The sequence below is a fragment of the Paracraurococcus lichenis genome, assembly GCF_030657435.1.
GTDB lineage: Bacteria > Pseudomonadota > Alphaproteobacteria > Acetobacterales > Acetobacteraceae > Paracraurococcus > Paracraurococcus lichenis.
This window is the reverse complement of record NZ_JAUTWS010000032.1, coordinates 1-20099: the sequence shown is the minus strand read 5'-3', so window position 1 is coordinate 20099 and position 20099 is coordinate 1. Positions and strand designations below refer to the sequence as shown.

Below are 20099 nucleotides of genomic sequence, written 5' to 3'. Positions count from 1 at the left end.
CAGGCGCCGCGGGTCGGCTCTGCAATTCCCGCATTCCATTGTCCGTGCGATCCGGTGTAATCACCGCGACCCATGCGGGGATAGCCCCGCCCTCGCCGGGATCGCACGATGCTCGATGACGTTTTGGCGGCCCCGCCCGCGGCCGATGCCTTCGCCGCCGCCACGGCAGCGATCATCCAGGCGGGCCGGCGCATGGACCGCTTCGGCTGGGTGCCCGCGACCGCCGGGAACATCTCCCTCCGCCTGCCCGATGGCAGCGTCGCCATCACCCGCTCCGGCGGCCACAAGGGCTTCCTCGACGCCGATGGCGTGATCCGGGTGGACCTGCAGGGTCGGCCGCTCCGCGCGGGTGACCGCTCCTCCGCCGAGACGGGCCTGCATTGCGGGATCTATCGCCGCTTCCCCGGGGCCGGGGCGGTGCTGCACGGCCATTCCGTCCCCGTCACCCACCTCTCCCGCAGCGGCGGCGACGCCATCCTGCTGGAGGGCTACGAGCTGCTGAAGGCCTTCCCGGGCCTGCCGACCCATGCCGGCACGATCGCGCTGCCGGTGGTCGACAACGACCAGGACATCGGCCGCCTGCAGGCGGTGGTGGAGCGGCGCTGGGACGCGCTGGCCGAGGTGCCGCCGGGCTACCTGATCCGCGGCCATGGCATCTATGTCTGGGGCGCCGACATGCCGACCGCGCTGACGCGGCTGGAGGCGCTGGAGTTCATGCTCGCCTGCGAGCTGGAGAAGAGGAGGGCCGCCTGAGATGAGCCGTCTGACCGTGTGGGAGGCCGGGACCGGCCGCGAGGTGCTGCGGACCGAGGACGCTGCGGAGATCGCCCGGGCGCTGGGTGCCATCGGCGTGCGCTTCGAGCGCTGGGAGGGCGTCGCGGTGCCCGCGGATGCGACGAACGAGCAGGTGCTGGAGGCCTATCGCCCCCATCTCGACCGGCTGATGGGCGAGACCGGCGCGGGCAGCGCCGATGTGGTGTCGCTCACGCCGGATCACCCGCAGGCCGCCGCCATGCGGCAGAAATTCCTGAGCGAGCACATCCACACCGAGGACGAGGTGCGGTTCTTCGTGCGCGGCAGCGGCGACTTCGTCATGCATGTGGACGGCAAGGTCTGGGACGCGCATTGCGTGCAGGGCGACCTGATCAGCGTGCCGGCGAATACCAGGCACTGGTTCGATGCCGGCGATCGGCCGCGCTTCACCGCGCTGCGGGTCTTCACGGACAGCTCCGGCTGGGTGGCGCATTTCACCGGCGACGACATCGCCGCGCGCTTCCCGGTCGCGGCCTGACGTGGCTCCGCCGCGCGCCGTCCTGACGGATATCGAGGGGACGACCACCAGCATCGCCTTCGTCAAGGACAGGCTCTTCCCCTTCGCGCAGGCGGCGCTGGAGGGGTTCCTGGCGGCGCATGGCGCGGCGCCGGCGGTCGCGTCCATCCTGGACGACGTGCGCGCCGCCGCGCCGGGGCAGGACCCGGTCGCGGCGCTGCGCGGCTGGATGGCGGCGGACGCCAAGGTGACGCCGCTGAAGGCGCTGCAGGGGCTGATCTGGCGCCAGGGCTATGCCGATGGGCGGCTGAAAGGCCATCTCTGGCCCGATGTCGCGGCCTGCCTGCGCGCCTGGCGGGCCGGCGGGGTCACGCTCGCCGTCTATTCCTCCGGTTCCGTCGAGGCGCAGCGCGACCTCTTCGGCCATTCGGAGGCCGGCGACCTGACGCCGCTCTTCGCCGGCTTCTTCGACACGCGCGTCGGCGCGAAGCGGGAGGCGCCGAGCTATGCCGCGATCGCCGCGGCGCTCGGCCTGCCGCCCGAGGAGATCCTCTTCCTCTCCGACGTAGCGGAGGAACTGGACGCGGCCAGGGCCGTAGGCCTGCAGGCGTGCCAACTGGTGCGCGCGGCGGACGGGACGGTCCCTTCCGGCCGGCACCCGGAGGAAGCCGACTTCCCCGGCGTCGCCCGCCGCTTCGGGCTGTCCGCGGCATGACGCGCGCGGAATTCCTGGCGCGCTTCGGCAGCGTCTTCGAGAACCGGCCGGACCTCGCCGAGGCGGTCTGGGCGCTCGGGCCGGACACCGGCTCGGCCGAGGCGCTGCATGCCGGCTTCGCCACGGTCCTGCACGGCCTCTCGGGCGAGGCGCTGACGGATTTCCTCAACGGCCATCCCGACCTCGCGGGCCGGCTGATGGAGCGCGGCGAGGTCACGGCGGACAGCGCCCGGGAGCAGGGCTCGGCCGGCCTCGATGCGCTGGATGCGGCGGCCCGCGCGCGCTTCCTGGCGCTGAACGAGGCCTATCGCGCGCGCTTCGGCATCCCCTTCATCATGGCGGTGCGCGACCGCAGCGCGGCCGAGATCCTCTCGGGTTTCGAGGCGCGGCTCGGCAATGCGCCGGAGGCCGAGCGCGCCGAGGCGGTGCGGCAGATCGAGCGCATCCTGCTGCTGCGGCTGCGCGACCGCTTCGCCGGGTAGCCTCCCCGCCGCCGTCAGGCCGGATGCGCCCGCAGGTGCTCGAGCAGCAGCGCATTGACCTGCTCCGGCACCTGGTCCGGCGCGTAATGGCCGACGCCCGGCAGTTCGACGAAGCGGTAGGGCGCCTCGATGAAGTCCCGCGTGCCCTCGGCAGCCATGCGGCCGACCGTGTCGTCGGCATCGCCCCAGACGAAGAGCGTCGGCACGCGGATCTTCGGGATCGGCCGGTGCACCGTGCCGCGGGCGCGATACCAGGCGAGGGCCGCCGACATCGCGGCGTCGCTCCCCAGCACCGCGAGGTGCTTTTCCGTCTGCGCCGGCGGGATGCGCTGCGCCGCGTGGCGGGTGCGAAGCCAGGCGCAGTCCCCGGCCAGCAGCTTCGGCACCGCATCGGGCTCCAGGAACCATTTGTGGTGGCTGGAGCGCCGGGGCTGCTCCGGGTCCTCCGCCAGGGCGCGGGCGAAGGCGCCGGGATGCGGGCGGGAGAGCATGGTGAGCGAGGCCAGACGCTCCGGCCAATGCGCCGCGATCTCCCAGGAGAGGCTGCCGCCCCAGTCATGCCCGACCAGGTGGAAGCGCCGGCCGGCATGGCCGAGCGCCGCGGCCAAGTCCAGCGCATCCCGGATCAGCAGCTCGATGTCGTATTGCGCGACGTCGCGCGGATCCGGCCGCGCCCCGGCCGAGTAGCCCCGCTGGTTCGGGGCCGCGGCGAAGAAGCCGGCGGCGCCGAGCGCCGGCACCTGCGCGTCGTAGAGGTGGCGGGAGACGGCGAAGCCGTGCAGCAGCAGGACCAGCGGCGCCGCCGGGTCGCCGGCGACTGAGACGTCGAAGACCAGGCCCGGCCGGGTCTCGACCTTGCGCGTGTCCATCCCCTGCCCTCCGCTCATCCGGGCGCCCTGGCCCATTGCTCCAGCACCGCGACGGCCTCTGCCACCAGGGCCTGCCGCGCCTTCATCCGGCCCTGGCCGATGGGCGCGCCGGCCTCCCGCCGCAGCGCCGCGACATCGCCGCCGCGGCGCTTCTCCTTCGGCACGGCCGAGAGCGCCCGCGCGCTGTCGGCGAGGGAGGCGGCATAGACCACGCGCGCGATCCCCGCGATCTCCATGGCGGCGACGCAGAGCGCGCAGGGCTCGCAGGAGGAGAAGAGCACGCAGCCCGAGAGGTCGAGCGTGCCGAGCTTCGCGCAGGCGTCGCGGATGGCCTCGGTCTCGCCATGCGAGGTCGGGTCGTGGCGGGCGCGGGAGCGGTTGAAGCCCTCGCCGACGACCGCGCCGTCCCGCACCACGACGGCGCCGAAGGGCTCGCTGCCCGGCGTCGCCGCAGCCTCGGCCGAGAGGGCGATGGCGCGGCGGAGGAAGGTCTCGTCGTCCATGTGCGCAGCCTAAGCAGGCTTTCGCGGGTTGGACCACACTTCGTGCGAGCCGACCCGCGAAAGCCTGCTCAGGATCCGCTTGCGGCGCGAAGCCCGAGGGGTCTGGTCAGCGCGCCCCCTGCTCCTCCGCGAGGATGGCGCGCAGCCCCTCGCGGTAGCTCGGGTAGCGCCAGGCGATGCCGAGCGTGGCCTTGGTCGCGGCATTGGCGACGCGGCGGTTCTCCGCCCAGAAGCTGCGCGCCATGGGCGACATGGCAGGCCATTGCCGCTCCAGCGGCACCGCGGGCGGCGGCGCGATGCCGAGCAGGCGCGCCGCCTCCACCACCACCACCGCGCTCTCGGCCGGTTCGTCATCGACCAGGTGCAGCACGCGCAAGCCGCCGTCCCGGGGCTGCGCCATCGCCGCCAGCACGGCATGCGCGATGTCCTCGCGGTGGATGCGGCCGAACAGATGGCCGGGACTGAGCGTCCGCCGCGCCGTGCCCGCCCGCAGGTCGTCGAGGCTGCTGCGGCCGGGCCCATAGATCCCGCCGACGCGGAAGACGTCCAGCGCGCGGCCGCCGGACGCGGCCTCCCAGGCCCGCTCCGCCGCCAGCCGCCGCCGGCTGCGCTCCTGGCCCGGCGCGGGCGCGGTCGCCTCGTCCACCCAGGCGCCGCCGCGGTCGCCATAGACGCCCGTCGTGGAGAGATAGCCGAGCCAGCGCAGCCCCGGCGCCGCGCGGATCGCCGCGGCATGCGCGGCCAGCACCGGGTCACCCTGCTCGCCCGGCGGGGCGGTGACGAGCAGATGGGTGGCGGCGCCGATCGCCGCGCCCGCCGCCGCGAAACCGACCACCGCGACGCCCGCCGGCGGCGCCGCCTGCGCCGGGTCGCGCGCCGTGCCGGTCACCGCCCAGCCCGCGGCGGCGGCCGCCCTCGCCACCGCGCTGCCGCTGTAGCCGAGGCCGGCCACCACCAGCCGCCCCGGGATGCCTCTCTCTTGAGCCGTCATGTCCCCGATCTGGCGCCGATTCGCGCAAAGGGCTAGGGTCTTCCGGTGAAGCGCATCCGCCCCGTCCTGCTCGGCGCCCTTGCCGCGGTGCTGCTCGCCGCTGTCGCCGGGACCTTCCTCGTCCTGGTCCCGGGGCCGGAGGCGGAGGCCGCGGGCGAGGCGCTGCCGCTGCCGCCCGAGATCCCGCGCCTCGATGACAGCCCGCAATACGAGGAATGCCTCGGCCTGCTGCGGCGCGACCCGGATGGCGCGGCGAGCTTCGCCGAGGGCTGGGAGGCCGCGGGCGGCGGCGAGGGCGCGCGGCATTGCGGCGCGCTCGCCCTGCTCGCGCTCGGCGAGACCGAACGCGGGGCGGAGCGGCTGGAACAGCTTGCCCGCGCTAGCCAGGCGAGCGCGCCGGCGCGCGCCGCGGTCTTCGCCCAGGCGGTGCAGGCCTGGATGCTGGCGAACCAGTCCGGCCGGGCCTTCGCCGCGGCGACCATGGGCCTGACCATCGCGCCGGACGATCTCGACCTGATGACGGACCGTGCCGTCGCCCTCGGCACGCTCGGCCGCTACCAGGATGCGCTGCAGGACCTGGAGCGGGTGCTGGCGACCGATCCGGACCGCGCCGAGGCCTGGGTGTTCCGCGCCGCCGCGCTGCGGCGCCTGGACCGCGTGGACCAGGCGGCCGCGGCGGTGGACCGGGCCTTGCGGCTGGCGCCCGACAGCGCCGAGGCGCTGCTCGAGCGCGGCATCATCCGCCAGCTCCGCGGCGACACCGCGGGCGCGCGGGCGGACTGGCAGCGGGCGATCGCGCTGGCGCCCGACAGCGCCACGGCCGACCTGGCGCAGCAGAACCTGGCGCTGAACGAGGCCGGGCCGCAGCGGCGATAGCCGCGAAGGTCCGGCGCGCCCCGGGTTGGCGGGCGGCGGGGCGCCAGCAGACAGACTTGCCGCAGCGGCGATAGCCGCGCGCGCCCTGGGCTGGCGGGCGGCGGCTCAGAAATCCAGGTCAGGGTAATGCGCCGGCGGCGTGATGCCGCTCACCCGCTCGGCAAGGATCGCCCGGAAGCAGGGCCGCGACTTGCAGCGGGCATACCACTCCTTCGCCGGCTCGTTCAGGCTCCAGTCGATGTCGCCGATATAGTCCAGCGCCGAGAGATGCGCAGCGGCCGCGAAATCGGCGAGGCTGATCGAGGCGCCCGCCAGCCAGGCCCGGTTCTCCGCCAGCCAGCCGATGTATTCGAGATGCGGCCGCAGGTTCTGGTAGCCCGCGCGGATCGCCGTCGCATCCGGGTTGCCGCGGCCGAGCAGGCGCTTCATCTGCTTCTCGAAGAGCAGGTTGCACGTGACCTCGCCGTTGAACTTGCCGTCGAACCAGGCGACCAGCCGCCGCACCTCGACCCGCTCGGACAGCGTGCGGCCGAGCAGCCCGGTATCGGGATAAGCCTCGTCCAGGTACTCGCAGATCGCGTAGCTGTCGGCGATGGCGAGGCCGTTCGGCTCCTGCAGCACCGGCACCTGGCAGGCCGGGTTCATCTCGAGGAATTCGGGCCGCCGCTCCCAGACGCGCTCGACGCGCAGCTCGAAGGGAATGCGCTTCTCCGCGAGCGCGAGGCGGACCTTGCGGGCGAAGGGCGAGAGCGGCAGGTGGTAGAGGATTCGCACGGGATGACTTATGCCATCCGCGCCGGGGCGGGGAAAGCGCCCGAAGGCGCCTTCCCCGGCCGGATCACTCGGCGGCGACGGCGGCTGCCTCGGTCATCGGCACCGGCAGGTATTTCGCGTATTCCTTCGGCACCACGTGCCAGAAATGCGCCCGCTCCTGCGCCCAGTTGTTCAGCAGCCGGGCGGCGAGGCGCGAGCCCGTCTCCTGCACGTGCCGCTCCACCAGCCCCTTCAGCACGCCTTCCCAATGGGCGGAGGCGAGGCGCGACCAGAGCACCGTGTCCGGGTTGACGCGCATCTCGAAGGTCTCCTCCGGGTCGTAGAGGAAGGCCATGCCGCCGGTGAAGCCGGCGCCGAAATTATCGCCCACGGGCCCGAGGATCAGGACGGTGCCGCCCGTCATGTACTCGCAGCCATTGGCGCCGACACCCTCGACCACCGCCGTCGCGCCGCTGTTGCGGACGGCGAAGCGCTCACCGGCCTGGCCGCCGGCGAAGAGCTCGCCGGCCGTCGCGCCGTAGAGGCAGGTATTGCCGATGATGGCGTTCTCGTTCCAGACCAGGGAGGAGCTGGGCGCCGGCCGCACCACGATGGTCGCGCCCGAGAGGCCCTTGCCGACATAGTCGTTGGCGTCGCCGAAGACCTCGAGCTTGAGGCCCTGCACGGCGAAGGCGCCGAGCGACTGGCCGGCGCTGCCGCGCAGCCGCACCTTCAGGTGGCCCGGCTGCAGGCCGGTCATGCCGAACTTCCGGGTGATCTTGCTGCTGATCTTAGTGCCGATGGCCCGGTGGGTGTTCCGGATGTTGTACTGGAGCTGCATCTTCTCGCCGTGCTCGAAGAGCGCCGCGGCGTCACGGATCATGTCGGCGTCCAGCGTCTCCGGCACCTCGTTCCGGCCTTCGAGCGTGCAGTAGCTGGCATGGCCGCCGGCATCGGCCTGGACCAGCAGCGGGTTCAGGTCGAGGTCGTCGAGGTCCTCCGAGCCGCGGCTGACCTGCTTGAGCAGATCGGTGCGGCCGATGATGTCGGTCAGCTTGCGGAAGCCGAGGGATGCCAGGATCTCCCGCACCTCCTCCGCCACGAAGGAGAACAGGTTGATCACCTTCTCCGGGGAGCCGGCGAATTTCTGCCGCAGCGTCTCGTCCTGGGTGCAGACGCCGACCGGGCAGGTATTGCTGTGGCACTGCCGGACCATGATGCAGCCCATGGCGACGAGCGAGGCGGTGCCGATGCCGAACTCCTCGGCGCCGAGCATGGCGGCCACCACCACGTCGCGGCCGGTCTTGATGCCGCCGTCGGTGCGCAGCTTCACCCGGTGGCGCAGGCGGTTGAGCTGCAGCACCTGGTGCGTCTCGGACAGCCCCATCTCCCAGGGCAGGCCGGCATACTTGATGGAGGAGACCGGCGAGGCGCCGGTGCCCCCCGAATGCCCGGAGACCAGGATCGCGTCCGCCTTGGCCTTGGCGACGCCTGCGGCGATGGTGCCGATGCCGCTGCGCGAGACCAGCTTCACGCAGACCGTCGCATCCGGGTTGATCTGCTTCAGGTCGTAGATGAGCTGCGCCAGATCCTCGATCGAGTAGATGTCGTGGTGCGGCGGCGGCGAGATCAGCGTCACGCCGGGCGTCGAGTGCCGGAGCTTGGCGATCAGCCCGGTCACCTTGAAGCCGGGCAACTGGCCGCCCTCGCCGGGCTTCGCGCCCTGGGCGACCTTGATCTCGATCTCCTTGCAGGCGTTCAGGTACTCGGCGGTCACGCCGAAGCGGCCCGAGGCGATCTGCTTGATGGCCGAGTTCGCGTTGTCGCCATTCGCGCGGGGACGGGCGCGCGCCGGGTCCTCGCCGCCCTCGCCCGAGTCGGAGCGGGCGCCAATGCGGTTCATGGCGATCGACAGCGTCTCATGCGCCTCGGGGGAGAGGGCGCCGAGGGAGATGCCGGGGGCGACGAGGCGCTTCCGGATCTCCGTGATGCTCTCGACCTCCTCGAGCGGCAGGGCGGTGCGGCCCTCCGTCCGGAAGTCCAGCAGGTCGCGCAGCGCGACCGGCGGCAGCCGGCGGACGGCTTCCGAGTAGCGCTTGAAGGTGGTGTAGCTGTCGGTCTCCACCGCCTTCTGCAGGGTGTGGATCAGCCCGCCGTCGAAGGCATGGCTCTCGCCGCGCTTGCGCAGCTTGTAGAGCCCGCCGACCGGCAGCGTCACCGCATCCGCGTCCCAGGCGGTGCGGTGCAGCGCCAGCACGCGGCGGGCGATGCCGGGCACGCCGATGCCGGAGATGCGGGAGGGGATGCCGGGGAAGAACTCGGCGACGAGGGCGCGGGAGAGACCGATGGCCTCGAAATTCATCCCCCCGCGGTAGCTCGACAGAACGGAGATGCCCATCTTGGACATCACCTTCAGCAAGCCCTTGTCCACCGCCTTCTTGTAGCGGGCGACGCAGTCCTTCAGCGAGGCGTCGCCGAACAACCCGCGCCGGTGCCGGTCGGCGATGCTCTCCTGCGCGAGATAGGCATTCACCGTGGTAGCGCCGGCGCCGATCAGCACGGCGAAGTAGTGCACGTCGACGCATTCCGCCGAACGCACATTGATGCTGGTGAAGGTGCGGAGCGAGGTCTTGACGAGATGCGCATGCACGCCGCTGACCGCGAGGATCATCGGGATCGGCGCGCGCTCGGGGCCCTGCGCCTCATCGGTCAGGATGATATGGGCGCAGCCGCTGCGCACGCCCTCCTCCGCCTCGCGCCGGATGCGGTCGAGCGCCCGGCGCAGGCCGATCTCGCCGTCGCTGACCGCGAAGGTGCAGTCCACCTCGCAGGCCGTCGCGCCCATGTACTGGCGCATGGCCGCGAATTCGGCATTCGACAGCACCGGGCTGTCCAGCATCAGCATGTCGCACTGGGTCGGATCCTCGTCGAGGATGTTCCCGAGATTCCCGAGGCGCGTCTTCAGCGTCATCACCCGCGTCTCGCGCAGGCTGTCGATCGGCGGGTTGGTGACCTGGCTGAAGGTCTGGCGGAAATAGTGGTGCAGGCCGCGGTACTGGCCGGACAGCACGGCAACCGGCGTGTCGTCGCCCATGGAGCCGATGGCCTCGGCCGCCTCCTCCACCATCGGGTGCAGGATGGTCTCCAGCTCCTCGAGCGTGTAGCCGACCGCGAGCTGGCGGCGGCGCAGCTCCTCGCCCTGGATCGCCACCGGCTCGCCGGCCTCGGCGCGCACGATGCCGTCGATGCGGATGGTGCGGTCCGTCCACTGGCCGAAGGGCCGGCGTCCGGCCAGCATGTCCTTCAGCGCCGCGTCCGCATAGAAGCGCCCCTCGGCGAGGTCGACGCCGATGCACTGGCCGGGGCCGACGCGGCCCTTGGCGACGATCTGCTCCTCCGAGACCTTCACCATCCCGGTCTCGGAGCCGACGATCAGCAGCCCGTCCGCGGTCTCCGTGTAGCGCAGCGGCCGGAGGCCGTTGCGGTCGAGGCCGGCGATCACCCAGCGGCCATCGGTGCCGCAGACCGCGGCCGGCCCGTCCCAGGGCTCCATGACCGCGTTGCAGTAGAGGAAGAAGTCGCGGTGCGCCGCCGGCATGGTGGCGTTGTTGCCGATGCTCTCCGGGATCAGCATGGCCTTGGCCATGGGCGCGTCGCGGCCGCCGCGCACCAGCAGCTCGAAGACGTTGTCGAGCGTCGCGGTGTCGGAGCCGCCGGCCTGCACCACCGGCTTGATGTCGTCCAGGTAGGGGTCGAGCACGGGGTGGGAGAGCCGGGTCTCGTGGCTCTTCATCCAGTTGGCATTGCCATGGACCGTGTTGATCTCGCCGTTATGGGCGATGGTCCGGAAGGGCTGCGCCAGCCGCCAGGTCGGGAAGGTATTGGTGGAATAGCGCTGGTGGTAGATCGCGAACCGGCTCACGAACCGCTCGTCGAGCAGGTCGGGGTAGAACTCCGTCAGGTGCTCCGCCAGGAACATGCCCTTGTAGATGACGGAGCGGCTGGAGAGCGAGCAGAGGTAGAGCTCGGGGATCTGCGAGGCGATGGCCTGCTTCTCGATCCGCCGGCGGATGACGTAGAGGTCGCGCTCGGCCGTCGCCTCGTCGCGCTGCTCCGGGTCGTAGACCAGGATCTGCTCGATCTCGGGGCGGGTCGCATTGGCCTTCTCGCCGATGCAGCCGATGCTGATCGGCACCTGCCGCCAGGAATAGATGCGGTAGCCCGCGGCCAGAATCTCGGTCTCGACGATCTGCCGGCAGCGCTCCTGCGCGCCGAGGTCGGTCTTGGGGAGGAAGACCATGCCGACCGCGATGCGGCCGGGCTGCAGCCGGTCGCCGCCGCGCTGCACGACCTCGGCGAAGAAGTCCTGCGGGATCTCGACATGGATGCCGGCGCCGTCGCCGGTCTTGCCGTCGGCATCGACGGCGCCGCGGTGCCAGACCGCCTTCAGCGCGGCGATGCCGGCCCTGACCACGTCGCGCCGCGGCTTGCCGTCGAGCGCGGCGACGAAGCCGACGCCGCAGGCATCGTGCTCGAGCGTGTCGATCCCCGCCGCCTCCAGCCGGTCGCGGTTGGCCGCATAGGCCGCAGCGAAGGCGGCGCCGCTCTCGTTCATGCCATCCATGGTCATCTCCCTGTCCATCCGATTCAGATCTCCGCGCCGTCCCGTCGCTCCGATCATCGGATGGATCACTCCGCCGCCGCGGCCAGCTTCTGGCCGGCCTTCGCCCTCACGTAAGCATCGATCTGCTCGGCCGCGTCGCGGCCGTCGCGGATGGCCCAGACCACCAGCGAGGCGCCGCGGACGATGTCGCCGCCGGCGAAGACGCCGGGAAGGTCGGTCATCATGGTGCGGTGGTTCACCTTCAGCGTGCCCCAGCGCGTCACCGGCAGGGCGGGTTCGTCGAAGGCCCTGGGCAGGTCCTCCGGGTCGAAGCCCAGCGCCTTGATGGCGAGGTCGCAGGGGATGGTGAAGGCGCTGCCGGCGATCGGCGCCACCTGCTGCCGGCCCGTCGCGTCGGGCAGGCCGAGATGCATGCGGATCGCCCGCAGGCCGGTCACCGTGGTCTCGCCGGTGAAGGCCTCGGGCGCCGCGAGCCAGGCGAACTCGACACCCTCCTCCTCGGCATTCTTCACCTCCCGCATGGAGCCCGGCATGTTCGCCTTGTCGCGGCGATAGAGGCAGGTGACGGAGGTCGCGCCCTGCCGCACCGCGGTGCGGACGCAGTCCATGGCGGTGTCGCCGCCGCCGACCACGACCACGCGCTTGCCTTTTGCGTCCAGCGCGCCGGAGTCGAATTCCGGCACGGGATCGCCGAGGTTCTGGCGGTTGGAGGCGGTGAGGTAGTCGAGCGCCGGGACGATGCCGGCGAGGCCCGCGCCGACGCAGTCGATGTCGCGCGCCTTGTAGACGCCGGTCGCGATGAAGACGGCATCATGCCGCTCCCGCAGCTCGGCGAGGGTGACGTCGCGGCCGATGGCGCAGTCGAGGTGGAAGTGGATCCCGCCTTCCTCGTACTGCTTCCAGCGGCGCAGCACGACCTCCTTCTCCAGCTTGAAGTTCGGGATGCCGTAGATCATCAGGCCGCCGACGCGGTCGTAGCGGTCGTAGACATGCACCTGGTAGCCGCGCAGCCGCAGCTTCTCGGCCGCGGCCAGGCCGGCCGGGCCGGCGCCGATGATGCCGACGCTCCAGGGCAGTTCCTGGCGCGGCTTCGGCGCCTTCACCCAGCCCCGCTCCCAGGCGGTGTCGGTGATGTACCGCTCCACCGCCCCGATGGTGACACTTTCAAAACCCTTCTCGATGACGCAATTGCCCTCGCAGAGCCGGTCCTGCGGGCAGATGCGGCCGCAGATCTCGGGGAAGGTATTGGTCGCCGAGGAAACCTCGTAGGCTTCCTCCAGCCGGCCTTCCGCGGTCAGCTTCAGCCAGTCCGGGATGTTGTTGTTCAGCGGGCAATGGACCGAGCAGAAGGGCACGCCGCACTGGCTGCAGCGGCTGGCCTGCTGGGCGGCGGCGCCGGTGTCGAACTGCTCGTAGCGGTAGATCTCGCCGAAATCGGCACGGCGGGCCGCGATGTCGCGCTTCTCCGGCTGGGCCTGGGAGAGGCGCACGAATTGCAGCATCCGTTCGGCCATTGGCGCGATCCTTGCTGGGCCAGCCTGCGACGAGGCTGAGGCGGCGAAATTCACAACGAATGCCCGTCGAGGACGGGACTGCGCGCGGCGGCGGGCCGCCTGCGCCACGCCCGGACCGAAACCGGGCGCGTGCATCCGGCCGCGCACGGCGGCGTTGTGCGCAGCAATACGCAGCCTCGCGACGCTTGGCGAGTCCTTTTTCGACACTAGGTCAGTGGATATGACCTTTATTCGGGCCGCGCCCCCGATCCGTTTACTGTCTGGTCATGTGCCCAGACTCTTCGGGGCCGAATCGGACCTATCGGTCCGCCGGCACCGGCCGCCGCCCGCCGCCCGGCCGGAACCGCAGGAGATAGCCGGGCACCACCGCCTCGACCGATTTCGGCGTGAGGCCGAGTGCGGCCAGCCCCGCCGCCCCCTGCGCGACCACGTTGTCACGCTGCAGCATCAGCAACTGGTCGCGGGTCAGCGGCGGCTTGGGCAGGAACTCCGAGAGCTGCGCCTGCAGCCGCACCAGCCCCGCGGGCATGTCCAGCATCCGCCGGCGATGGCCGGTGGTATCCAGGATGAAGCGCAGCAGGTCGCGGAAGCTCCAGACCTTCGGCCCACCGAGCTCGAAGGTCTTGCCCGGCGCGTCGTCGCGGGTCGCCGCCGCCACCACGGCATCGGCGACGTCGCCGACATAGACCGGCTGGAAGCGCGCATCGCCCTCCACCACCGGCATGACCGGCAGCAGCCGCGCCATGCCGGCGAAGCGGTTGAAGAACTGGTCCTCCGGCCCGAAGACGATGGAGGGGCGCAGGATCACCGCCTGCGGGAAGGCGGCGCGCACCGCCGCCTCGCCCTCCCCCTTCGTCTTGCCGTAGCGGCTCGGGCTGTCCGGGTCGGCGCCGATCGCCGAGACATGCACCAGCCGCTCGACGCCCGCCGCGGCCGAGACCCGCGCGACGGTCGCCGCGCCCTCGCGGTGGATGCGCTGGAAGTCGCCCGGCTTCCGCTCCGCCAGGATGCCGACCAGGTTCACCACCAGGTCGGCGCCGGCGACCGCGCGCGCCACCGCGCCGGCATCGTCCACGCCGGCCGCGAGCGGCACGATCTGCCCGACGCGGCCCTGGGTCTGCAGGAAGCGCGCACCGTTCGGATCGGTGACCGCCACCCGCACCACGTAGTCCATGTTGGCCAGCCGCTGGACGACGTAGCGGCCGATGAAGCCGGAGCCCCCGAAGACCGTGGCGACCTTGCGTACCGTGCTTCCGCGCATGCTTCCGAGGCTCCGGGCTGATTGGGGGCGGCGGACCATATGGCGCGCGCAGGGCAGCGCCAAGGCGTGCAACGGAGGCCGCACGAGGGCGCTTGACGCCCCCCGCCCGCGGCTCTACATGCGCGCTCCCGGCGGACAACACACCGTCGGCTCCGCACCCTGTGCCCAGGTGGTGGAATTGGTAGACGCGCTGGCTTCAGGTGCCAGTGACCGCAAGGTCGTGAAGGTTCGAGTCCTTTCCTGGGCACCATCTCCTCCGCGAGGTCCCCTCGCCGAGGTCCGCCGGAACCGGCTCCGCTGAACCCGCTTCGGTCGAACCAAGTTCAGGCGTCGTGCGAACCACCCTCTTTGCGCGCGGCACCGCTTCAGGGAGCCCCGCCGTGATCCACCTGCACCGGCACGACCTGCCCGAAGGTCTCGACCTCGGCCCGATGGTCGCGATCGATACCGAGACGATGGGCCTCAACCCGCACCGGGACCGGCTCTGCCTCGTCCAACTCTCCGCGGGCGATGGCGACGCCCATCTGGTGCAGATCGTCCCGCCCGGCCTCGGCGGCCATGGCGCCGACTGCCCGCGGCTGAAGCGCCTGCTGGCGGATCCCGCCACCACCAAGCTCTTCCACTTCGCCCGCTTCGACTGCGCCGCGCTGAAGCTGCATCTCGGCGTGACGGTGGCGCCGGTGGTCTGCACCAAGGTCGCCTCCAAGCTGGTCCGCACCTTCACCGACCGGCACGGGCTGAAGGACCTCTGCAAGGAGCTGCTCGGGGTCGAGATCTCCAAGCAGCAGCAGAGCAGCGACTGGGGCGCGCCGGAGCTGACCTCGGAGCAGATGGCCTATGCCGCCTCCGACGTGCTGCACCTGCACGCGCTCTGGGCCCGGCTCGAGGGCCTGCTGCGGCGGGAGGGCCGGCTCGACCTGGCGCAGGAATGCTTCCGCTTCCTGCCGACCCGCGGCGCGCTGGACCTGCTCGGCTATGCCGATCCGGACATCCTGGCGCACTGACCCGTCCGGTCGGGCGGTCGCCCGACCCTGCCACACCATGGCACGATTCTTGTCCGGTACGCGAACGGCTCATTGACCCCCGCTCCCGGCCGGCCCATACACGCGGCGTGGACCCGACCCTTGCCGTCCCCCGCCCCTGCCGTGACCCTGTCCCCGGGTTGACCCCCCTGGCCGCCGGAGTGCGCCCGTGAAGCAGGACCGGTCCACCCCCCTGCGGCCCGCGCCGCCGCGCGTCGCCCTCGCGCCGCGGCACATGCTGCCGCCCTCGCGCATCCGCCGGGCGCCGACCTCGGGCCAGCTCGCCCGCCGGCGCTTCCTGGTGGCCTGGACCAAGCGGCTGCTGCCCCTCCTCGCCCTCGCCCTGCTCGCGGCGGTGGCCTTCTGGCCGGAGATCGAGGGGACCGAGGAGCGCTCCCGCGTTGCCTTCCGCCGCACCGTCCAGCCGCGGGCCGAGGCGCTGCGGGTGGTGAACCCGCGCTACCAGGGGGTGGACGACCTGAACCGACCCTTCACCATCACCGCCCGCACCGGCGAGCAGGAGGGATCGGCCGAGATCCTGAACCTCGACGAGCCGCGCGGCGACATCCTGCTCAGCGACGGCGCCTGGGTCTATGTCGAATCCCATACCGGCCGCTACGACAAGCCGGCCGGGCAGCTCGACCTCGCGGGCGATGTCACGATCTACCACGACGACGGCACCATGATGCGCACCGAACAGGCTTCCGTGCAGGTGGAGGCCGGGACGGCCAGCGGCGATGCGCCCGTCGCGGTCCAGGGCGGCTTCGGCACCCTGACAGCGGAGGGCTTCCGGCTGCGCGACCGCGGCGCGGTGGTGATCTTCACCGGCCGGTCGCATGCCGTGCTGGAGGGTGGCCGCTGATGCGCCGCCTCGCCGCCGCCCTGCTGGCCCTGCCGCTCTCCGCCGCCGCCCAGGGCATCGACATGTCCAAGGGCGGGCCGGTGGACCTGACCGCCCAGGACGGCATCGAATGGCGCCAGGCGGAGCAGGTGGTGATCGCCCGCGGCAATGCGCGGGCGATCCGTGCCGGGGTGACGGTCGATGCCGACCGGCTGCTGGCGCGCTACCGCCCGGCCGGGCAGCGCGGCGGGGCGCCCGTGGCGCAGCAGGCGGCGGCGCCCATCGACGCGGCGCCCGGCGGCAACAACGAGATCTGGCGGCTGGAGGCCGAGGGCCACGTCACCATCAGAACCGCGACCGACACCGCCAAGGGCGACCGCGCGGTCTACGACGTGGACCAAGCGGTGCTGGTGCTGACCGGCCGCGACCTCTCGCTGACCACCCAGGCCCAGGTGATCACCGCCCGGGAGAGCCTGGAATACTGGTCGCAGAAGCGCATGGCGGTCGCCCGCGGCAATGCCCTGGTCGTCGAGCCGGCGGAGAACCGCCGGATCGCCGCCGACACGCTGGTCGCCTATTTCCTCGAGGGCGTCGGCGGCCCGGGCGGGCAGCCCGCCGCCGCGCCGCCGCCGCGCCCGGCCCTCGCGCCGGGCGAGAAGGAGCCGCCGGGCGCCGGCCGGATGGACCGGACGGAGGCCTATGGCAATGTCGAGATCCGCACGCCGACCGAGGTCGTGCGCGGCGACCGCGGCGTCTACAACGCGCAGACCGGCATGGCCCGGCTGCTCGGCCAAGTCCGCATCACCCGCGGCGACAACCAGGTCAACGGCCGGGAGGCCATCGTGAACATGCGCACGGGCGTCGCCCGGCTGGTCTCCGCTCCCGGCACCCGGGTGCAGGGCCTGATCGTGCCGCAGCAGGACGGCGCCCAGGGGGGAGCCCAAGGGGGCGCGCAAGGCCAGCAGCCGCCCGCGCAGCAGCAACCCGGTTCGGCGAGGATCGGCCGATGAACGACGCCTCGCCCAACCCCCTGCTCAAGGCCCTCCCCGGCGAGGGCGGCCTCGCCGCCTATGGCCTCGGCAAGCGCTACCGCAAGCGGCCGGTGGTGCGGAACGTCTCGATCAACCTCAGGCGCGGCGAGGCGGTCGGGCTGCTCGGCCCGAACGGCGCCGGCAAGACCACGACCTTTTACATGATCACCGGCCTGGTGCAGCCGGACGAGGGCCAGGTGGTCATGGACGGCCACGACGTGACCCACCTGCCGATGTACCGGCGGGCGCGCCTCGGCCTCGGCTACCTGCCGCAGGAGGCCTCGATCTTCCGCGGCCTCTCGGTCGAGGACAATATCCGCGCGGCGCTCGAGGTGGTCGAGCCGGTGCGCGAGCGGCGGGAGCAGATGCTCGACGCGCTGCTGGCCGAGTTCGGCATCGCCCATCTCCGCCGCGCGCCGGCGCTGGCGCTCTCGGGCGGCGAGCGACGGCGCTGCGAGATCGCCCGGGCGCTTGCCACGCACCCCTCCTACATCCTGCTCGACGAGCCGCTGGCCGGCATCGACCCGATCGCCGTCGGCGAGATCCGCGACCTGGTCAAGCACCTGAAGAACCGCGGCATCGGCGTGCTGATCACCGAGCACAACGTGCGCGAGACGCTGGAAATCATCGACCGCGCCTATATCCTGCACGACGGCCAGGTGCTGATGGAGGGGGCGCCGCAGGACATCGTGGCGCATGAGGGGGTCCGCCGCGTCTATCTTGGCGAACGCTTCAGTCTGTGATCGCATCATGCTGGTAGTCGCAACTCCGCTGCTGCCTGCCCCAACCGGACCCTCGGCATGAGCCTGGCGCCACGCCTCGACCTGCGTCAGTCGCAGTCCCTGGTGATGACGCCGCAACTGCGGCAGGCCATAAAGCTCCTGCAGTCGAGCAACCTCGAGGTCGCCGCCTTCGTCGAGGAGGAGCTGGAGCGCAACCCGCTGCTCGAGCGCGACGAGCGGCCGCTGCCCGGCCCGGATGACGGCCACCGCGTCGATCCCCTGCCCGCCGTGCCGGAGGCGCCGGACGCGCATGCCGCCGCGACCTCCGACGCGCTGCCGCAGGAGCATGCCGGCCCGCTCGATGCGGAGTGGGACAATGTCTACGACAGCGGCGGCGGCTACGAATCCCCCTATGGCCGCGGCGGCCGTGCCGACTTCGCCGAGGACCTCTCGGGCGTCGAGGATCTCGCCGCCGGCGGCAGGACGCTGCGCGAGCATCTCGGCGAGCAGGTGCGCCTGACCTTCGCGGATGCGCGCGACCGGCTGATCGCGGCGCAGATGATCGCGCTGGTCGATCCGGCCGGGCGGCTGACGGTGGAGGACGCGCAGATCGCCCAGGCCATGGGCTGCGAGCTGGCGAAGGTCGCGGCGGTGCGGGCGCGGCTGCAGCGCTTCGACCCGGTCGGGATGTTCTGCCGCAACCTCGGCGAATGCCTCGCCGTCCAGCTCGCCGAGCAGAACCGGCTGGACCCGGCGATGCAGGCGCTGCTCGACAACCTCGAGCTCCTCGCGCGGCGCGACCGCACCGGCCTCATGCAGGTTTGCGGCGTCGATGCCGAGGACCTGGCCGACATGATCGCGGAGTTGAAGCGCCTCGATCCCAAGCCGGGCGCGAGCTTCGACGCGCCGCCCGCGCCCGCCGTGGTGCCGGACGTGCTGATGCGCCGCGCCGAGGGCGGCGGCTGGATCCTGGAGCTGAACCCCGAGACGCTGCCGCGCGTGCTGGTCAACCGCGGCTTCTATGCCCGGTGCCAGGTCGGCGCCCGCAGCAAGGACGACAAGGTCTTCCTGGCGGAGAAGCTGCAGAGCGCGAACTGGCTGCTCAAGAGCCTCGAGCAGCGCGCCAGCACCATCATCAAGGTGGCGCAGGAGATCGTGCGCCGCCAGGACGCCTTCTTCCGGCACGGCGTCGAGCATCTCCGCCCGCTCATCCTCCGCGACATCGCCGAGGAGGTGCAGATGCACGAGAGCACGGTCAGCCGGGTGACCGCGAACAAGTACATCGCCACGCCCCGCGGCACCTTCGAGCTGAAGTATTTCTTCACCACCGCCATCGCCGGCACCCATGGCGGCGAGCAGCACAGCGCCGAGGCGGTGCGCTGGCGCATCCGGGCGATGATCGCGGCCGAGGATCCGGACGCGGTACTGTCGGATGATGCAATCGTCGAGAAATTGCGCCAGGAAGGCGTGGACATCGCCCGCCGAACCGTGGCCAAATACCGTGAGGCGCTGCGGATTCCATCTTCGGTGCAGCGCAAGCGGGAGAAGGCCGTCCCGGCCTGATCCTGTCCCCCGGCCCACTCAGCGCCCGGGGGGCACGCACACGGCGCCAGGCGCCGCGGGCCCCGCCGGGCGGCCCCTCCCCATGTCGGGAAAGGAGGGACTGCCCCCATGCACATCACGGTTGCCGGCAAGCAGGTCGATACCGGGGAAGCGCTGCAGACGCATGTCCGGGAGGGCCTGACCACCATCGCGCAGAAATATTTCGACCACGCGGTGGAAGCCAATGTCACCTTCCGGCGGGACGTGAAAGGCAAGGGCGGCGCCTTCGCCTGCGACATCAACCTCAAGGCCGGCCGCAACCTCTTCATGCGCGGCGAGGGCGAGGGGCCCGATGCCCATCGCGCCTTCGAGGTGGCGGCCGACCACGTGGCCAAGCGCCTGCGCCGCTACCGCCGGCGGGTGAACGAGCATGCGCGGAGCCTGGCCGAGACCCGCGACGAGGCGCCCGAGACCGCGACGCAATACGTGCTGCAGCCGGAGGACGAGGCCGAGGACACGCCGCCCGAGGCAACGAAGGTTGACCACAGCGTCATCGTCGCGGAACAGCCGACCGAGATCGCGCGCCTGACGGTGAGCGAGGCGGTGATGCGCCTCGACCTCACGCATCAGGTCGTGCTGATGTTCCGCAACAGCGCCTCCGGCGCGCTGAACGTGGTCTACCGGCGCACCGATGGCTGCGTCGGCTGGATCGACGCGCCGGCGGCCTGAGCGAAGCCCACGGGGATTCCGCCACAAGGGGATCCTCCGGCGCGCGGGTCGGGCACGCATCCGGTGCGCCCGACCTCGTCGCCCAACCTCATCGCCCGGCCTCGTCGAGAGCATCCGCGGCGGCGCCGTGCTGCCGGGCTTCGCCGCGCCGCTCCCGGACTAGCGGCCGGCTGCCTCGCCGGACCGGCGCGCGTCATACCACCGTGCCTAAATCAAATCCTGACCTGTTGGATGTAGGGGTAGCTGGTCAGGGAGTGCAGCCGGTCTTTGGTGAGGGCGCGCCAAGCGGTTCGGATCGCCTCGACGATGGCGTCGTAGTCGTCGAGGAGGCGGTGGCTGAGGTGGCGCTCGCGC

18 protein-coding genes and 1 tRNA gene are annotated in these 20099 nt (G+C 71.9%); 12 read left to right on the top strand and 7 right to left on the bottom strand.

All coding sequences use genetic code 11. The annotated features are described in order from the left end of the window. Positions 1–108: 108 nt before the first annotated feature. From Q7A36_RS25100 to uraD, 4 genes are read left to right on the top strand one after another with little or no spacing between them, the layout of a single operon-like run. Entirely contained in the window at positions 109–753 is a 645-nt protein-coding gene (locus Q7A36_RS25100) for a methylthioribulose 1-phosphate dehydratase (protein WP_305106505.1), read from the top strand. Position 754: 1 nt separating this feature from the next. Beyond that, entirely contained in the window at positions 755–1291 is a 537-nt protein-coding gene (locus tag Q7A36_RS25095) for a 1,2-dihydroxy-3-keto-5-methylthiopentene dioxygenase (RefSeq protein WP_305106504.1), read from the top strand. 1 nt (position 1292) lies between these two features. Next, positions 1293–1985 carry an acireductone synthase gene (mtnC, locus tag Q7A36_RS25090; protein WP_305106503.1) on the top strand — a complete coding sequence of 231 codons (693 nt, stop codon included), beginning with the start codon at positions 1293–1295 and terminating at the stop codon, positions 1983–1985. Further along, a complete protein-coding gene (uraD, locus tag Q7A36_RS25085; RefSeq protein ID WP_305106502.1) occupies positions 1982–2467 on the top strand; it encodes a 2-oxo-4-hydroxy-4-carboxy-5-ureidoimidazoline decarboxylase in 486 nt (161 codons plus the stop codon). The genes mtnC and uraD overlap by 4 nt, the downstream gene beginning before the upstream one ends. A gap of 14 nt (positions 2468–2481) precedes the next feature. Here uraD and Q7A36_RS25080 read toward each other — a convergent pair whose 3' ends face one another. From Q7A36_RS25080 to Q7A36_RS25070, 3 genes are all read right to left on the bottom strand, one after another. Beyond that, positions 2482–3336, bottom strand: coding sequence for an alpha/beta fold hydrolase (locus tag Q7A36_RS25080; protein ID WP_305106501.1), 855 nt, complete (start codon positions 3334–3336; stop codon positions 2482–2484). A 14-nt stretch (positions 3337–3350) separates the two neighbouring features. Next, on the bottom strand, positions 3351–3839 hold the full coding sequence (locus Q7A36_RS25075) for a nucleoside deaminase (protein WP_305106500.1): 489 nt from the start codon (positions 3837–3839) through the stop codon (positions 3351–3353). A 106-nt stretch (positions 3840–3945) separates the two neighbouring features. Continuing rightward, positions 3946–4830 carry a Rossmann-fold NAD(P)-binding domain-containing protein gene (locus tag Q7A36_RS25070; RefSeq protein ID WP_305106499.1) on the bottom strand — a complete coding sequence of 295 codons (885 nt, stop codon included), beginning with the start codon at positions 4828–4830 and terminating at the stop codon, positions 3946–3948. 45 nt (positions 4831–4875) lie between these two features. Here Q7A36_RS25070 and Q7A36_RS25065 point away from each other — a divergent pair, with 45 nt between their 5' ends. Next, complete coding sequence (locus Q7A36_RS25065) at positions 4876–5706, top strand: tetratricopeptide repeat protein (protein ID WP_305106498.1); 831 nt, start codon at positions 4876–4878, stop codon at positions 5704–5706. Positions 5707–5811: 105 nt separating this feature from the next. On the opposite strand, the gene fzlA is transcribed toward Q7A36_RS25065, so the two are convergent. The 4 genes from fzlA to Q7A36_RS25045 all read right to left on the bottom strand — a co-directional run bounded on the left by fzlA (position 5812) and on the right by Q7A36_RS25045 (position 13858). After that, positions 5812–6480, bottom strand: a complete 669-nt coding sequence (fzlA, locus tag Q7A36_RS25060) for an FtsZ-binding protein FzlA (RefSeq protein ID WP_305106497.1) — start codon at positions 6478–6480, stop codon at positions 5812–5814. Between the two features lie 64 nt (positions 6481–6544). Then, positions 6545–11101, bottom strand: a complete 4557-nt coding sequence (gene gltB, locus Q7A36_RS25055; RefSeq protein ID WP_370655706.1) for a glutamate synthase large subunit — start codon at positions 11099–11101, stop codon at positions 6545–6547. Positions 11102–11148: 47 nt separating this feature from the next. Next, positions 11149–12597 (bottom strand): NAD(P)-dependent oxidoreductase, encoded by a 1449-nt coding sequence (locus tag Q7A36_RS25050; protein ID WP_305106496.1) that lies wholly within the window; start codon positions 12595–12597, stop codon positions 11149–11151. A 298-nt stretch (positions 12598–12895) separates the two neighbouring features. Then, entirely contained in the window at positions 12896–13858 is a 963-nt protein-coding gene (locus tag Q7A36_RS25045) for a complex I NDUFA9 subunit family protein (protein WP_305106495.1), read from the bottom strand. A gap of 163 nt (positions 13859–14021) precedes the next feature. Here Q7A36_RS25045 and Q7A36_RS25040 point away from each other — a divergent pair. The 7 genes from Q7A36_RS25040 (at position 14022) to hpf (ending at position 19745) form a co-directional block, all read left to right on the top strand. Continuing rightward, positions 14022–14108: transfer RNA gene (locus Q7A36_RS25040), tRNA-Leu, on the top strand. Positions 14109–14289: 181 nt separating this feature from the next. After that, complete coding sequence (locus Q7A36_RS25035; RefSeq protein ID WP_305106541.1) at positions 14290–14862, top strand: ribonuclease D; 573 nt, start codon at positions 14290–14292, stop codon at positions 14860–14862. A gap of 187 nt (positions 14863–15049) precedes the next feature. Continuing rightward, positions 15050–15742, top strand: a complete 693-nt coding sequence (lptC, locus tag Q7A36_RS25030) for an LPS export ABC transporter periplasmic protein LptC (RefSeq protein WP_305106494.1) — start codon at positions 15050–15052, stop codon at positions 15740–15742. Continuing rightward, the gene (locus Q7A36_RS25025; protein ID WP_305106493.1) at positions 15742–16731 is read left to right on the top strand and encodes an LptA/OstA family protein; all 990 of its coding nucleotides are present in this window, start codon (positions 15742–15744) and stop codon (positions 16729–16731) included. The genes lptC and Q7A36_RS25025 overlap by 1 nt, the downstream gene beginning before the upstream one ends. Next, positions 16728–17495: an LPS export ABC transporter ATP-binding protein gene (gene lptB, locus Q7A36_RS25020; protein WP_305106492.1), complete on the top strand. Its 768-nt coding sequence runs from the start codon at positions 16728–16730 to the stop codon at positions 17493–17495. The genes Q7A36_RS25025 and lptB overlap by 4 nt, the downstream gene beginning before the upstream one ends. Positions 17496–17552: 57 nt before the next feature. After that, positions 17553–19037, top strand: a complete 1485-nt coding sequence (gene rpoN, locus Q7A36_RS25015; protein ID WP_305106491.1) for an RNA polymerase factor sigma-54 — start codon at positions 17553–17555, stop codon at positions 19035–19037. A gap of 108 nt (positions 19038–19145) precedes the next feature. Then, positions 19146–19745, top strand: coding sequence for a ribosome hibernation-promoting factor, HPF/YfiA family (gene hpf / locus Q7A36_RS25010; protein ID WP_305106490.1), 600 nt, complete (start codon positions 19146–19148; stop codon positions 19743–19745). The last annotated feature ends 354 nt before the right edge of the window (positions 19746–20099 follow it).

What these genes read in the sequence shown, in the direction of transcription:
- Q7A36_RS25100 (WP_305106505.1), top strand. Translation starts at nt 109, where the DNA reads ATGCTCGATGACGTTTTGGCGGCCCCGCCCGCGGCCGATGCCTTCGCC.
- Q7A36_RS25095 (WP_305106504.1), top strand. Translation starts at nt 755, where the DNA reads ATGAGCCGTCTGACCGTGTGGGAGGCCGGGACCGGCCGCGAGGTGCTG.
- uraD (WP_305106502.1), top strand. Translation starts at nt 1,982, where the DNA reads ATGACGCGCGCGGAATTCCTGGCGCGCTTCGGCAGCGTCTTCGAGAAC.
- Q7A36_RS25080 (WP_305106501.1), bottom strand. Translation starts at nt 3,336, where the DNA reads ATGGACACGCGCAAGGTCGAGACCCGGCCGGGCCTGGTCTTCGACGTC.
- Q7A36_RS25075 (WP_305106500.1), bottom strand. Translation starts at nt 3,839, where the DNA reads ATGGACGACGAGACCTTCCTCCGCCGCGCCATCGCCCTCTCGGCCGAG.
- Q7A36_RS25070 (WP_305106499.1), bottom strand. Translation starts at nt 4,830, where the DNA reads ATGACGGCTCAAGAGAGAGGCATCCCGGGGCGGCTGGTGGTGGCCGGC.
- gltB (WP_370655706.1), bottom strand. Translation starts at nt 11,101, where the DNA reads ATGGACAGGGAGATGACCATGGATGGCATGAACGAGAGCGGCGCCGCC.
- Q7A36_RS25050 (WP_305106496.1), bottom strand. Translation starts at nt 12,597, where the DNA reads ATGGCCGAACGGATGCTGCAATTCGTGCGCCTCTCCCAGGCCCAGCCG.
- Q7A36_RS25045 (WP_305106495.1), bottom strand. Translation starts at nt 13,858, where the DNA reads ATGCGCGGAAGCACGGTACGCAAGGTCGCCACGGTCTTCGGGGGCTCC.
- Q7A36_RS25035 (WP_305106541.1), top strand. Translation starts at nt 14,290, where the DNA reads ATGGTCGCGATCGATACCGAGACGATGGGCCTCAACCCGCACCGGGAC.
- Q7A36_RS25025 (WP_305106493.1), top strand. Translation starts at nt 15,742, where the DNA reads ATGCGCCGCCTCGCCGCCGCCCTGCTGGCCCTGCCGCTCTCCGCCGCC.
- lptB (WP_305106492.1), top strand. Translation starts at nt 16,728, where the DNA reads ATGAACGACGCCTCGCCCAACCCCCTGCTCAAGGCCCTCCCCGGCGAG.
- rpoN (WP_305106491.1), top strand. Translation starts at nt 17,553, where the DNA reads ATGAGCCTGGCGCCACGCCTCGACCTGCGTCAGTCGCAGTCCCTGGTG.
- hpf (WP_305106490.1), top strand. Translation starts at nt 19,146, where the DNA reads ATGCACATCACGGTTGCCGGCAAGCAGGTCGATACCGGGGAAGCGCTG.